Below are 12,005 nucleotides of genomic sequence, written 5' to 3'. Positions count from 1 at the left end.
ACTGTTTCCTTCAATGTGTATCACCAATCTCTAGGATGGTAATCACCGGGTGTTTCAAGCCTTCCGAAATTGTGAACTCTATGCGGTATTGATCATTCACCCTCACCGAATGCCTTCCACTTCGCGCGCCTTGAAGCTTCTTGAAATGAAGGCTCTTCAGGTTTCTGAGGTCGCGCTCGTCGACAGCCGCTTCAAGCTGTAAAAGCTTCCGTTGCGCGGCTTTAATGACCGCAAACGGAAGCCCAAGCTTGTGAGCCTCGTCTGTGCAAATTCGTTTGAGCGCTTCATCAGCGAACTCGATCCTCATGTGGAATCAGACTAAGACTGAACGTTTCATTCGTCAATAGCTGACTGAACGCATGGCGTTCAGTTAGGTGCCAATTACGACACGAACATTGCTTCTACGATCGCTTGCATCAGCACCCCGCGCGGAACAGCCACACTGACCGACGTGTAGCCGGCATTGCGTGCGCGACGCTGACCGTACAGCCCGGTCCACTGCCGACCGTGTTGCCGCCAAGCGCGCTGCAACGCCGGCACAGGCAATAGAACACACGTAGCGGCTGGTGCATGGGCGTAGGCGATGAAGTCCGCCGCCAACGGCTTTTGCACCCACCCCGGAGACCGTGCGGTTTCGTCCGACCAGCGTTCCAGTAGGACGTCGGGCCAGTCCTCGGTCCTGATCTTCTCGTCCACTGTGAAGGTCCGCCCGCAGGCCAGCGTCAGCAGCCTATCGATCCCACCACGCTGCGCCCAGCCGTCGTTGCGGACGGCGACGGCCGACATGAGGGACGGAAAAGCCCGGCGGTAAATCGGCAGCCACCAGCCGTCCCCATATTGTTCGGAAAGTGCCAGGCTGTCACGGAATCGATGGGTACGACCAATCCCCGCCGACCGATTATCGATCAGCGGGAAAGGCGGGCGGGGAACTGAGGCACTATGGCCCGCGAGGCTAGTCGTCGGTCTTCTCCTGGTCGTGGGTGTCTTCGTCGTCGGCGTCCGGTTCGAGGTCCGGGTCGCCGTCCATGTCGTCGAGGCGGTCGATCATCCGCGCCACCAGCCGGTTGAGGGCAGGGCGGGGGAGTTGGGGTATCGCTGATAGGACCGCCTCTATCGGCAGCACTGCCGCTCGGCCGGGGTAGATCAGCAGCGCGGTCATTTGCGGGCCATCCGTCTGACTACCGAAGACGTTGCGAGGATTCCGACCACGCGGCCGACGATCTTGTCGGCCAGTACGACGGGATCAGGGTACGGGCCGTGCGACACGAATATGCTGCTGCCGTCGTCGCCTTGGCGCAACGACGATGCCCACCAACCAACGGGGGTGTGGCGGGTCAGAACGATCTGCCGGGTCCGCTGCTCGCGCTCGAACGGCACCTGGGGTTTTGACACGTACTCGATCACGAACAGGTCGCCATCAGTCGGCAGGAACGCGCCCGGTTCCGCGACCACGACCTCGCCCGTCCGGATCAGGGGCGCGTTGCGATCGTCACTGGCGGCCTGAACGAACGCCCACGCCGGGACGCTCTCGAACATTTCGAGCGTCGGGTTCGTGGGGTACATTGCCTCGAACCGCTTCCGAGTACCCATCTGATCGGTGCCGGCGAACACGGTCATCAGGTTGCGTTTGTCGTCGGTCATGTCACCGGTCCTTCATGGTCATGCGACGGGCATCAGCGGCGAACGCCGCGATCCACTCGTCGTACATTGGGATGTCGCGCGTAGCGGCCAGCTCGATCTTGACGGCCAGCGCCTCGCCATCGGGAGCGGGTACGTTCTCAATCAGGTGGTCCATCGCCGCGATCCACCTGTCGAGTGCCGCGTTCTCGCGGTCGTCGCCGACTGGCAACGCCTCGAAGTATGCGAAGGCGTCGGTGTATGCTTTGTGCGCGGCTTCGAACGCTGCGCGCGGATGAGAGGTGATGGCGTTCATCAGTGCAACTCCCCGTTCTGTTGCGCTTCAATGAAAAGGCGGATTGCCTCGGCACGATCGGGCTTGCCCACAATCTGGGCCATGACCGGCGTCAGGTCGTCGGCGGGGCAGTCCTGCACGACCAGCCAGAGCTTCCGGCCCGATGCGAGGGCGTAGCCGCCGCCGATCGCAACGAAGGCCGATAACCATGCGCGCGGGTCGAACGACGTGGTGGCGCTGCGAAGCGCGGAGTGCGTTGAATATGCCATGGCTCAGGTTCCGGGCGACTGAATGCTGTCGAGGTCGGACAGTGTCATGTCCTTCATCTCCGCATGGGTCAGCCATTCGTCGAGTGTCTCAAGCTTGGTCCGCAGGTCCGCCGCCGTGCGGGCCGGGAAGTCTCGGATACAGTCGCGCGCGCTGTCGATCCTGTTGCAAATCTCGGCTTCTTGGACGCCAACCACATCGAGGCCGGCGGCCTTATGCGTTCGGTCGATAGCCCGCTTGCGTCGGAGGTCGGCGGCAGTGAACGTTCGAGCACGTCGCAGTTTGTCCTGCCACTCCGGACTTTCATTTTGGTAGCGTCGGGCGAGCCTGGCGATGCCACGCGCTTCGGAGCCGTTCCCTTGGCGGGTCGACCACATGCGAGAACCGTCCGCCGCTAGCGTTGCGTCGATCTCGAAGTGTGGAATAGCGGCGATCATCGCGTCCTGCCGCCGAATCGCCGGGTTGTGTACCTCCTCGCAGAAGCGGTCGTACTCAGCCTCTGTCGCGATGTACGTAGCAACAAGTTGAGCGAGGGCGGGTGTGACCCCGACAGGCGCCGCGCTGCTCGGCATGGAGCAGGCGATCAGCGGAATGGCGATCGGGGCGGCCAAGAAGGCGCGGCGGCTGGTGTCCATGATCATGCCTCCCCGCCGGCGAGACGACGAATGTCGGCGATCAGGACCTTCGCGTCGTCGCCGTCCACCATGTCACCGAAACGTTCGGTGATGACCTGCGCCTTCTCCGCAAGTGCCGATAGCGAGACGACCGGATGCGCGAGCAAGGCTTTGAGGGCCTTGTCACAGACGGCGTCGGCAGCTTCCCATCGTGCTTCGGTGTCCCCGATGAAAGCGGCATAGGCCGCGTCATCACGTACCTTCCATGCCTTGCGCTCGCCTTCCCGCGCTTCCCATCGTTCTTCCCAATCCGGGCCGATGGCTGCTGCAAGCGCCTCTGCCAGAGGCAGCGACATGTCGAACGGAGGGGATTCCAACGGCTGCGGTTCGGGCTCACGCAAGGCATTACCCGCGTCCCATGCGTCTTCTCGCGCGCCGAAGATGCGGCAACAGGCCTTTTCTTCGGCCTCTGCCGAACGATAGGCAGCATATAGGCGGGTCCAATCGGCATCAGCCGAACTGGGAACCGCAGTGAACGCCGGGGCGGGGCACACAGCGGCAGGCAGGACGGCGATTGCTGCCATCAGGTTGCGTCGGGTAGCGAGCATGGTTCAGCCCTCCCGCGCGATGAGGCAGCCATTAACGGCATGCCGAGCGAACAGGCGCTGGCAGGCGTCGGCGGCGATCACCGCTTCGATCGCTTCCTGCTGCCGCATCGTGGACGCGCGGTGCTGGCCAGCGAGCAGGCGAGCGTAGGCGAAGGGGTTGCCGTTACGCAGATGCTGACGCGCCATGTCGACGGTCTTCGTTGCGACGACGGTGAGGGCGGGAATTGCGCGAGCGGTCTTGGCCGGACGCACGTGGGGCGTTAGGGTCTTCATAGCCATAATCGTTCTCCTGGAACGGTGGTGGTCAGGCCGGACACGGAGGGCTCAAGCTCCTTGTTCGGCCGTTCTGACCTAATCGGTATCAGTGATTATACTGGCGCGCAAGCGTTTCCTGATGCTAAATAGATCATGATGGTATCGCCGGATCAGTGTCGTGCAGCCCGAGCGCTGCTGGGTTGGTCAGTTGCCGAGCTGGCGACGGCGTCCTCGCTCGGAACGGCCACTATCAAGCGCTTCGAGGCAGGCCAGGTCGTCAACGTTGCGTCGGTGACTGCGGTCGAACGTGCCATAGCGGATGCCGGCTTGATATTGCTCGACGCTGGTCAGTCTGGCCCCGTGGGCGGCGAAGGGGTTCGGCGCGCTTAGCGCCCACCCCGGTCAATCTTTCCTCCTTCCTCCTGCGATCACTCATTTCGAAACCGCTAATAGGCCTAGCGAATTTATGATGTCGCGGTGGGGATGCGTTGGTGTGTTATCACGGTAAACAATATTTTGAGGGGGTGATTGCCCCATATTGAATGATGCCGGACAATAGTACCGCCACCAAGGAGGGTGCAATGAGCGGTATGTTCGGGATAGTCGCGTTCGATGATCGAGGAGCAATCAAGACGTGGTCACAGATGCGTGCCGTTTGTGCGCATAACAACCGTGAAAAGGCAGAGCCGCATTGCGACCCGGATATGCCTCCGCCGGTACATCTGCATGGATCGGGTAACCTGATTGCGGACGTTAAGGCGTTGCTGTTACGGCACGACATTGATCCTGCACGCCTACGCAAGAACGCGGCCATAGCATTCGAAGTGATACTGAGCGCTTCCCACGCATTCTTCGAACAGAGCAAAAACGTCGGTCGCTGGATTGTAGAGGCGCTGGAGTTCGCCAAGAAAAAGTGGGGGAAAGACCGCGTCGCGTCGATCGTGATGCATCTGGATGAATACACCCCGCATATGCACGTCGTCATCGTCCCGCTTGTGCAACGGGTCTTCAAGCGCCGGCCGGAGGACGGGATGACGTGGACACTGAACGGTCGATCTGTCGCTGGACCTGGCGAGTTCCAGAAGGTCCACGATGAGTACGCGCAGGTGATGGCCCCTCTCGGGCTGGTGAGGGGCAAGTCTGGATCCCGCGCCAAGTACCGCCCCTACGCCGAAGAGCTTGCCGATCTTGATGCCCAGCGTGCGGTTGCCGACGAGGCCGAAGCGGTAGCGATCCGGTTGGCGGATGAGAACAACGATGCTGAACAGCGTCGAAAGGCTCAATGGAACGATGAGTTCGCCGCCCTTCAGCGCCTTCGTGCCGAGCAGGAGAATAACCGGCAACAGCTGTTGAAGGATAGAGAGCAGGTCCGCAGCCAGGCCGCATGGCTCTCCCAAGAGAAAATGAGGGTGCAGGAGAGGCTGACGTCGACCAAACTCGCGTTGGCTAAGGCCCAAGCAGATCGAGAAACTGCTGAGGCTACGCTTAATGCGATACAGCAGGCAGCGGATGAGGCGAGGGCGTTTCAAGCGAGTGTGAGGGGTTTGCCCACCGCCACGCTGCCCGCAAAGACCAATGACGCATTACTCGCTGCTAACCGTTTGCAGAGAGCGACAAAGACAATCGTCGTACCGGACGAGGACCACTTGGCCGACCACTATCGAAGGCGGGTACAGCAGATCCAGGCTGGCCGATGATTGGGCAATGTTTAGCGAGCCCGCTTCGATCGTGCCTGCACCGCGACGCGAGCGGCCATCGTGGCCATCAAAAGTGAATGACTGGGCGCGCTTCGGCACTCCCGTTCGACCTCGGCAACAATTCCGTTCAGGTCCGACGCGGGCGCGAGGGGCGCGGCCGTGCCAATGCGCGCCATGTCCCATGCCGCCCAGTAGCCCGCGATCCAGTTCTCGGAAGCCACACGGTTCTCAGCCTGTAGGGCAGTGACACACGTCATCGCACCGACGCCGCGCATGTTCACCGTTGCCCCGGGACCTTGTGTCGCCATCACCAGCAGCAGCACCGTCGCTATCATCACCACCACCTTCGCAATCTGCCCTACGCTCCCCACTTAGCAGGTTTGAGGGGGAACAGCAGTGACGACAGGTATGCTAGCAATGGCGATAGGAAGCGCGATCGGAACCGCGCTCGCCATGTGGCGGTGGCCCAACTTGTTCGACCCGGACAGGCGGACGTAGAGCCAGTCAGTCGGCTAGGAAGGTCGTTCCAACCGGCAGACCGAACCCGCGCCCGAACATGCCCAGCAGGCGGTTCGTGCGCCGACTGTACATGTTGTAGGCATCGTTGGCCTGGACCATCGCGTCCAGTTCGGCACGGGCTTGTGCGGGGTCCGGTGCCAGCAGACGGGGGGCGATCGCCGTCGCCTTCTTCTGCCCCATCGTGACGTTGAACCGCTCGCCCAACCCGCGCCGGACTGCGCCAGCCATGGCCCCGATCGGAGGAACGCCTGTCGCCATGCTGAGCCCGGTTTCGGCCAAAGCCTGCACGCCGAACGCAGGATCCAGCAACCGATCAGCCTGCGCGCGGCCTGCGGTCGGCGACCCGCCGATCGTCTCGTACTTCGTCAGCCCCATCTGGCGTTCCAGTTCGGCTTGCCGAAGAAAGTTAGGGGTGCCTTCAGGAAACAGAGCCGACAGCTTGGCTTGGTCGTCGCTGCTGCCGGCAACTGCGGTGTAGGGGTTGCCGGTGAACGCCTGCTTTTCGATCCGCTCGGTAAGGCCGGTGCTGTAGCCCTGTCCGAACCGCGCCTGTTCGGCCGGCCCCAGCCGCGCCGTCATCGTGTTGAGGTCGTCCACCCCGACGCCAGGCCGCGTGGCGCTGTAGCCCGAGGTTAGCGCGTCAGCTTGCCGAGCGTATCCCTGATAGGTCGAGCGGGCATCGCGATAGAACGGGTTGTACTGATCCATTTCGGCAAGCAACTGCCCGCGCACCCCGTTCTGCGCCCGTCCGGCTTCGTCCAGATTGAGCCGGCCCGTGATCGGATCGCGCTGGCTTTCCAGAATGTCGTCCATGCCGCGCTTGGCATAGTCGAGCGTCTGCGTGGTGTACCCGCGCTGTGTGGCAGCGGTGCCGGCGGCGGGTGCCGATGCCAACGCACGATCCGCAATCTGCATCGCCTCACGCGCCGCCATCAGTGTCTGCCGAGTGGCGTTCGTGTCCGCGCCCTGCGTCCGCAATGCCACCCGGTGCGCCTCCTGTGCGGCGTCGAACGCCGAACGGGCTTCCGCCTGCCGTTGATACAGGTTGATCGGGATTGGGTTCAGGACCGGATTGCCATCGGTATCGAGGCTGAACCCGGCCCCAGTCGGGTCGCGGCGCTCATTCGCGGCAATGATGCGCGCCCGGCTGATCGCCTGCTGTCCGAAGGGAGTGTTCAGCACGGCATCCAGTTCGGGCGTCGACACGATCGGTGCGCCATAGCTCTGATCGTACAGCGGCGCGGACGCAACGCGGCCGGCGCCCAAGATGCTATCGCGTTCATCCCGCATGTTCACGGCTGGCCCGAAGTCGCGGCGGATCGCCTGAATAGCCCTGCCACCCTCTCCGAGCGATCGAGGCGTCAAAGCCTGTTCGGCGAACGCTCGCGCATCCGGCGACCGTCGCACAGCACTGCCGGCCAACGTGCGAAGCTGGGGGGACGTGTCGGCAAGCGACATAGGCAGTCCCAGTCGCTCCGCATCGTCCAGTGTGGAGCGGATCACGTCGAGGTTCGCGTTGGCGCTGCCGGCGATCGTGCGGTCAACTGCGGCTGGTCGGACAGGGGGCGGCGCGAAGGGCCGATCAAACGCTGCAGCGACGCCTCGCCCGAACCGCTGGCTGAACTGCGATCCTGCCACGCTCCGGAAGGCGGGGGCCAGAACACGCTGGCCGAACTGATTGCCCGCCAAGGCAGCAGCCCCGCCGACAACCGCGCCGTTCAGACGGTCCTTGTCGTTCGACGCGCCCCCGTAGAACGCACCGAGGCCAGTGTCGGCAATGCCCGCCCCGAGCATCGGGCGCGATGGCAGAGCCGCCGCTCCAAGACGCGATGCGCCCATGAAGGGAAGGATGCTTCCGGCAACCTGCCCGGTCATACGAAGACCCGGATTGACCCGTTCGTCGGCAGCACTCACGCCGCGCTGGCGAATGAGATTGTCGGCGAAAGTGCCGTTGCCTGTCACGGTGTCCATTGCTGCCGCGAACGGGTCGGCGAGACCTACGCTGAACGTGTCGGCAACGCCGCGCCCCACAGCATCAACACCGCCGCCGAATGTGTCACGCTGCCGGTCCAGCGCCGACTGCGCACCGGGCGTCAGTTCGCCGCCTACAACGTCAACCGTCAGCGGGGGATAGCTACCGAACTGCGCACGATAAGCCTCCCGGTACGGCTCGCTATTCGCGATCGTCTCTGAGACCGGCACTTCCTTGCCGTTGTAGGCTAGCCCGCCGCCCTCAACGAACGTGTACTTCCCGCCGTTCAGGCCAGCCGCGAAGTCGATGACATTCGCCGGGGAGAAGGAATGACCTTGCGGACCAATGGGGGGCGTAGCGCTACCGCCAGTGTTCGTCATGCCGATGGGCGCGGGCCCCGGCGACCCATCCAGATTGCGGAACTGCCGCTTGGTGAAGTCTGCTTCCGCTTGCTGGAACGGAATGGCAGGGTGGCGGCCAATCACGTCCTGCGACGCGAACCCATTGCGCTCGGCAAGGCCCGCATAGTCCTGCCGCGTCTGGTTGTAAGCGCGGGAGAACTCGACGCCGCGGCGGCGCATAGCTTCGGCGAGGTTATGGCGCACTTCCGGAGGCAGTTTTTCGCCCGATTTGATCTTCTGAATAGCCGCTTCAAGGTTCTGCGCGAAGCTGCCCGTGTTTGACGCCAGCGCCAGCTCACCCTCGCGCACGACCGAACCGGGGTCCATGACCTTGCCGAAGGTGTAGATCAGATCCAGATCGTTCGCGCCAGTCGCATTCGGGTTGTCCGCGATCCGCATGGCACCCGCGATCATCGGCAACACCGTCTTGAAGTTCTGGACTTCCTTGCGGTCGTCGAACTCCTTGCGCAGCACCGTCACGTTGTCGAACCGCGTGTTGCCCAGCTTCTGGGTTTCAATCTCGTTTGTGCGCCGCTGCTGATCGATTTGCCGGTCTTCCCGGCGTCCTGCTCGATCTTCATTGGCGTTCGCTCGAGCGTCCTGCGCCTGTGCCCTCTGTTCGCGGCTGACGTCGAACGGATCACGTTGTGTCGTAATCGTAGCTGGGGAGGGGCTACGACGCGCACGTTGCGCCAGCCGGATCGCCTCACCATTGTCGTCGACTTCCCACAGGTTGCCGGCTTCGTCTTCCATTAACCGCTGCTGCATCATCGCGCTCCTGCCGCACCCCGGCGGCCAAAATAGGGGACGCGCCCATAGCCAGGCAGCGTCGCGTGAATGTGGTCGCCTTCGTTCAACAGCCGGACGCCGGGGCCGTAGTAGGCGCGCAACTGCGCTTCGGTCGCGCCCACATGGTCGACGCCATCGCCGCGAAGATGGCTGCTGTTCGGCACGCCTCCGACTGCCCGATTACCCGCTGGTGTGCGCCGGCCGCTGGTTACCCGCCCCGGGGCTCCAAAGGGATCAGCGAAAGGTTGCGCCCCCTTGCGAGGGCGCACCTCCCCGTGGCGGACGCAGCTTGCCAACTGGCTGCGTAGGTGCGGGGTCCAGATCCATGTCGCTGCCCGCCGGCATCATGCCCCCTCCGAGTGACCCGCGCGGCACGAAGGTTTTCGTGGGGTTGCCGGCTGCGTCAAACCCATCAACAGCGGTGACCGGTCCAGCAGCGAAGTTGCGTAGGTACTGGTTCGCGACATCGTCGCCCAGCTTCTGGCGCAGGAATTCGTAGTCGTTCACCGTGTCGTTGCGGACTGGTGCAGGATGTTGCCGCTCCCAGATCTGGCGCTCCAACCACTGCTGCTGTTCAAGCGCTCGTTCGCGTTCGCGGTCCTGCATCTGCCACTGGCGGGCCTGCGCCTGCGTCTGAGCATGCCGCCGCGCGCTGACGAGTTCTGCGGCTCCGGGCATCCCGCTCAGCATCATCAGGCTATCGCCGATACTGGACAGAACGTCCCAACCCGCGCCGCCCTTGCCAAAAAATTTCGGCCGCTGCTGACCAGCCGTGGGGTCGACATAGCCCCCCGGCGCGCCAGCCGCCCGGTTCTGGGTCGGCGTCGGGTTGTAGCTGCCCATCAGCGGCGCGGACGTGTCCGACCCGACAGGTACGCCGGGGCTGTAGGGCGGCGTCGTGACCGGCTGGCGGTTGAAGCCGAAAGCGTCGGACGGGCGTGGCGGCTGGCCTCCAAAGCCTGCGAACATCATTCCGCGCGGAACCTGCGGCATTAACGCCTGCTCGTTGGGATTATAGATCGCCGAAGCGCGGGGCCCGGCAGCGAAAGCAGAGAGGGGGAGGGCTCCGAACGGCATAGCGCTACCTCAATGGATCGTGATGCGGGGGGCTGCGCCTTCAAGGCCCAAGCCTTGCCGGAGGCCGTCGATGAGAATGGCCCAGCCGTCCGGCGTGTAGAGCCAGTCCAAGCAGGACAGCGGCATTGATTTGAGCGCCGCCCATGCGGCCTCAACGTCCATGCCAGGCGTCTGATAGGCAGCAGCGAAGGCCAGTGTTTCCGCGCAGACGCGCTGGCAATCCATATCCCACTCCGCCGCCAAGCGGGACGCCTCACTCTGCTGGGTCCGAACGATCGGAGGCGGCGTTTCCTCATAATCGGGGATGACCATGTCGACCATCATGCCGCCTGATCCTTGACCGCATCGCGAACCGCCGCCCGGCAGAACTCCGCAAAAGTCATGTTCGCACGGCGTGCGCGCTCATGGGCGGCTGCGAACAGGATCCCGTTCCCTCGGAAAGAGAATGTCTTGTCGTTCACGATTTTCTGCATGGCATCCTCGCGCGTGGAAAGACGACGCACGGCGGTACCATTCGGCAAGCCGTGACTTATGTCGTCAATTTGCTGATCGAGATACATGCGCCGCTCCGTTCCACTGTGGGGAAACGTGCTTTCGCTGCTCTGTCAGCGAATGGGCGCGTGCCGATACTATGCCTAAATGTGTGACGATGGTCAACAATTCATAGTGCGGAACGGTGACAAACTGCTCGTCCGCAATTGAATCTGCCGGGCGCGGATGCCAGCCGCCTGCATACCCTTGATGACTTTCGTTATGTCGCTTTGACGGAATGGGCGTTGAGGCATGAGGCAGGACATTGCCTCAGGAAGGCGCGTAATGCACCATCATAGCGTGAGGACATTCCGGAACCTGCTCGTCGCGATCATGCTCGCCAGCACCGGATCTGGTTGCGTGACACGCGCTCCCAGCACGCCCTTCATTATTACTGTTCGCGGTGCGGGCGCCGAATGCGCCACTACGGTTGGGGGCCGTCAGGTCACGGCAGACGAACTGCGAACCATTGGGCAGCAGGAGTCGAAGCGGACGCAGGTCGCGCAGATCGAAACGGACATGGCGCAGACGCCTTACCGATGCATAGGCGGCACGATCTACAGATTGCAGGAAGCCGGCTTCAGGGATGTCCGTTTCGGAACGCAGCCGGCTGCCAAACGCTAACGGTTTGTCCGGCCATTCCCAGCGTCACAGGTTGGCGTCGCCCTTTCCTTTGCCGGCGATCAAGTCGCGCCCGTTTTTCCCAGTTATTTTAACGGGCGAGCTCTCCCCAATATTGGGGACACCCCCAGCGCGAGGTTGCTGCCCGGCTGGAGTTCCTCAATTTGAGGGCATGCGATTTGCGCCTGGACCGGGGGAAATGAATTGCCTCCGGTGGAGGGAATTGCACGGACACCGTTGGTGGGACTGCCCCCATTGGGGAACGTGCGGAACGACCGGCAAATGCCGCCGCTGGTGCGGATTGGCGGTAGACGGTTCACCCAGTCCCGGCCGCAGATTTGCGCCGTTCTTTCCGTCAAAAGTGAGGGAAAGGCAGCGGGTGGATTCGCTGCCTCCGCACCCGCCCCTTACTTATCGCGCGCGCCTGCGCGTACTGGTCGCGAAACCCCGCCGACGTGTGGCCATCATGGCCATACCTTCGGCGTGGGTTGCGCACCCACCAGCCTGTTACCGCCCTGGCAAAACAGGTCCGCGATGTTAGGTTTTATTAGGTTCCTAACTCGCCCTATGGCTCCGATTTGAGCCTGCCCGACCTGAAGTTTTCTGAAGCGCCTACAATCGCGCGCAGCCGGCGCAGCGTTGGGTTTTGCGGGGTCCGCATGTCAACAAATGTCAACCGGCCGGCCGAGCGATCGGTGTCCGCCATGACAGGTTTTGACAGGTCCGAACCTCTGGTTTTCCC

General features: G+C 63.1%; 17 protein-coding genes. 2 read left to right on the top strand and 15 right to left on the bottom strand.

Annotated features, from left to right (window positions below; genetic code table 11):
* Window positions 1-10 precede the first annotated feature (10 nt).
* The 9 genes from AAIO73_RS08880 to AAIO73_RS08840 all read right to left on the bottom strand — a co-directional run bounded on the left by AAIO73_RS08880 (window position 11) and on the right by AAIO73_RS08840 (window position 3,680).
* Window positions 11-307 (bottom strand): type II toxin-antitoxin system RelE/ParE family toxin, encoded by a 297-nt coding sequence (locus AAIO73_RS08880; RefSeq protein ID WP_345877425.1) that lies wholly within the window; start codon window positions 305-307, stop codon window positions 11-13.
* 74 nt (window positions 308-381) lie between these two features.
* Window positions 382-786 carry a hypothetical protein gene (locus AAIO73_RS08875; RefSeq protein WP_345877423.1) on the bottom strand — a complete coding sequence of 135 codons (405 nt, stop codon included), beginning with the start codon at window positions 784-786 and terminating at the stop codon, window positions 382-384.
* Window positions 787-952: 166 nt separating this feature from the next.
* Entirely contained in the window at window positions 953-1,159 is a 207-nt protein-coding gene (locus AAIO73_RS08870; RefSeq protein ID WP_055823219.1) for a hypothetical protein, read from the bottom strand.
* A complete protein-coding gene (locus AAIO73_RS08865; RefSeq protein WP_345877419.1) occupies window positions 1,156-1,641 on the bottom strand; it encodes a hypothetical protein in 486 nt (161 codons plus the stop codon). Before AAIO73_RS08865 ends, AAIO73_RS08870 begins: the two co-directional genes overlap by 4 nt.
* A 1-nt stretch (window position 1,642) precedes the next feature.
* A complete protein-coding gene (locus AAIO73_RS08860; protein WP_345877418.1) occupies window positions 1,643-1,933 on the bottom strand; it encodes a hypothetical protein in 291 nt (96 codons plus the stop codon).
* Entirely contained in the window at window positions 1,933-2,181 is a 249-nt protein-coding gene (locus AAIO73_RS08855; protein ID WP_345877416.1) for a hypothetical protein, read from the bottom strand. Before AAIO73_RS08855 ends, AAIO73_RS08860 begins: the two co-directional genes overlap by 1 nt.
* 3 nt (window positions 2,182-2,184) lie before the next feature.
* On the bottom strand, window positions 2,185-2,820 hold the full coding sequence (locus AAIO73_RS08850) for a hypothetical protein (RefSeq protein WP_345877415.1): 636 nt from the start codon (window positions 2,818-2,820) through the stop codon (window positions 2,185-2,187).
* Complete coding sequence (locus tag AAIO73_RS08845) at window positions 2,817-3,377, bottom strand: hypothetical protein (protein ID WP_345877413.1); 561 nt, start codon at window positions 3,375-3,377, stop codon at window positions 2,817-2,819. The genes AAIO73_RS08850 and AAIO73_RS08845 overlap by 4 nt, the downstream gene beginning before the upstream one ends.
* A gap of 27 nt (window positions 3,378-3,404) precedes the next feature.
* Window positions 3,405-3,680, bottom strand: a complete 276-nt coding sequence (locus tag AAIO73_RS08840; protein WP_345877412.1) for a hypothetical protein — start codon at window positions 3,678-3,680, stop codon at window positions 3,405-3,407.
* A gap of 557 nt (window positions 3,681-4,237) precedes the next feature.
* Here AAIO73_RS08840 and AAIO73_RS08835 point away from each other — a divergent pair.
* Window positions 4,238-5,353, top strand: coding sequence for a plasmid recombination protein (locus tag AAIO73_RS08835; protein ID WP_345877411.1), 1,116 nt, complete (start codon window positions 4,238-4,240; stop codon window positions 5,351-5,353).
* An 11-nt stretch (window positions 5,354-5,364) separates the two neighbouring features.
* Here AAIO73_RS08835 and AAIO73_RS08830 read toward each other — a convergent pair whose 3' ends face one another.
* The 6 genes from AAIO73_RS08830 to AAIO73_RS08805 form a co-directional block, all read right to left on the bottom strand.
* Complete coding sequence (locus AAIO73_RS08830) at window positions 5,365-5,688, bottom strand: hypothetical protein (RefSeq protein WP_345877410.1); 324 nt, start codon at window positions 5,686-5,688, stop codon at window positions 5,365-5,367.
* Window positions 5,689-5,857: 169 nt separating this feature from the next.
* Window positions 5,858-9,016 carry a hypothetical protein gene (locus tag AAIO73_RS08825; protein ID WP_345877408.1) on the bottom strand — a complete coding sequence of 1,053 codons (3,159 nt, stop codon included), beginning with the start codon at window positions 9,014-9,016 and terminating at the stop codon, window positions 5,858-5,860.
* On the bottom strand, window positions 9,013-9,303 hold the full coding sequence (locus tag AAIO73_RS20290) for a D-Ala-D-Ala carboxypeptidase family metallohydrolase (RefSeq protein ID WP_526023791.1): 291 nt from the start codon (window positions 9,301-9,303) through the stop codon (window positions 9,013-9,015). Before AAIO73_RS20290 ends, AAIO73_RS08825 begins: the two co-directional genes overlap by 4 nt.
* A complete protein-coding gene (locus AAIO73_RS08815) occupies window positions 9,269-10,111 on the bottom strand; it encodes a hypothetical protein (protein ID WP_345877405.1) in 843 nt (280 codons plus the stop codon). Before AAIO73_RS08815 ends, AAIO73_RS20290 begins: the two co-directional genes overlap by 35 nt.
* Window positions 10,112-10,120: 9 nt before the next feature.
* Window positions 10,121-10,435, bottom strand: a complete 315-nt coding sequence (locus AAIO73_RS08810; RefSeq protein ID WP_345877403.1) for a hypothetical protein — start codon at window positions 10,433-10,435, stop codon at window positions 10,121-10,123.
* The gene (locus AAIO73_RS08805; RefSeq protein WP_345877402.1) at window positions 10,432-10,671 is read right to left on the bottom strand and encodes a hypothetical protein; all 240 of its coding nucleotides are present in this window, start codon (window positions 10,669-10,671) and stop codon (window positions 10,432-10,434) included. The genes AAIO73_RS08810 and AAIO73_RS08805 overlap by 4 nt, the downstream gene beginning before the upstream one ends.
* Window positions 10,672-10,927: 256 nt before the next feature.
* Between AAIO73_RS08805 and AAIO73_RS08800 the strand changes: the two genes are divergently transcribed.
* Window positions 10,928-11,266 carry an ExbD/TolR family protein gene (locus tag AAIO73_RS08800; protein ID WP_345877401.1) on the top strand — a complete coding sequence of 113 codons (339 nt, stop codon included), beginning with the start codon at window positions 10,928-10,930 and terminating at the stop codon, window positions 11,264-11,266.
* The last annotated feature ends 739 nt before the right edge of the window (window positions 11,267-12,005 follow it).

Origin of the sequence: Sphingomonas epibiotica, from assembly GCF_039615155.1 — a bacterium.
Lineage (GTDB): Bacteria > Pseudomonadota > Alphaproteobacteria > Sphingomonadales > Sphingomonadaceae > Sphingomonas.
This window is presented reverse-complemented; position numbering and strand designations above follow the sequence as displayed.

Coding starts and splice junctions, on each gene's coding strand:
- AAIO73_RS08880 (WP_345877425.1), bottom strand. CDS start 307: ATGAGGATCGAGTTCGCTGATGAAGCGCTCAAACGAATTTGCACAGAC.
- AAIO73_RS08875 (WP_345877423.1), bottom strand. CDS start 786: ATGTCGGCCGTCGCCGTCCGCAACGACGGCTGGGCGCAGCGTGGTGGG.
- AAIO73_RS08870 (WP_055823219.1), bottom strand. CDS start 1,159: ATGACCGCGCTGCTGATCTACCCCGGCCGAGCGGCAGTGCTGCCGATA.
- AAIO73_RS08865 (WP_345877419.1), bottom strand. CDS start 1,641: ATGACCGACGACAAACGCAACCTGATGACCGTGTTCGCCGGCACCGAT.
- AAIO73_RS08860 (WP_345877418.1), bottom strand. CDS start 1,933: ATGAACGCCATCACCTCTCATCCGCGCGCAGCGTTCGAAGCCGCGCAC.
- AAIO73_RS08855 (WP_345877416.1), bottom strand. CDS start 2,181: ATGGCATATTCAACGCACTCCGCGCTTCGCAGCGCCACCACGTCGTTC.
- AAIO73_RS08850 (WP_345877415.1), bottom strand. CDS start 2,820: ATGATCATGGACACCAGCCGCCGCGCCTTCTTGGCCGCCCCGATCGCC.
- AAIO73_RS08845 (WP_345877413.1), bottom strand. CDS start 3,377: ATGGCAGCAATCGCCGTCCTGCCTGCCGCTGTGTGCCCCGCCCCGGCG.
- AAIO73_RS08840 (WP_345877412.1), bottom strand. CDS start 3,680: ATGGCTATGAAGACCCTAACGCCCCACGTGCGTCCGGCCAAGACCGCT.
- AAIO73_RS08835 (WP_345877411.1), top strand. CDS start 4,238: ATGAGCGGTATGTTCGGGATAGTCGCGTTCGATGATCGAGGAGCAATC.
- AAIO73_RS08830 (WP_345877410.1), bottom strand. CDS start 5,688: ATGATAGCGACGGTGCTGCTGCTGGTGATGGCGACACAAGGTCCCGGG.
- AAIO73_RS08825 (WP_345877408.1), bottom strand. CDS start 9,016: ATGATGCAGCAGCGGTTAATGGAAGACGAAGCCGGCAACCTGTGGGAA.
- AAIO73_RS08815 (WP_345877405.1), bottom strand. CDS start 10,111: ATGCCGTTCGGAGCCCTCCCCCTCTCTGCTTTCGCTGCCGGGCCCCGC.
- AAIO73_RS08810 (WP_345877403.1), bottom strand. CDS start 10,435: ATGATGGTCGACATGGTCATCCCCGATTATGAGGAAACGCCGCCTCCG.
- AAIO73_RS08805 (WP_345877402.1), bottom strand. CDS start 10,671: ATGTATCTCGATCAGCAAATTGACGACATAAGTCACGGCTTGCCGAAT.
- AAIO73_RS08800 (WP_345877401.1), top strand. CDS start 10,928: ATGCACCATCATAGCGTGAGGACATTCCGGAACCTGCTCGTCGCGATC.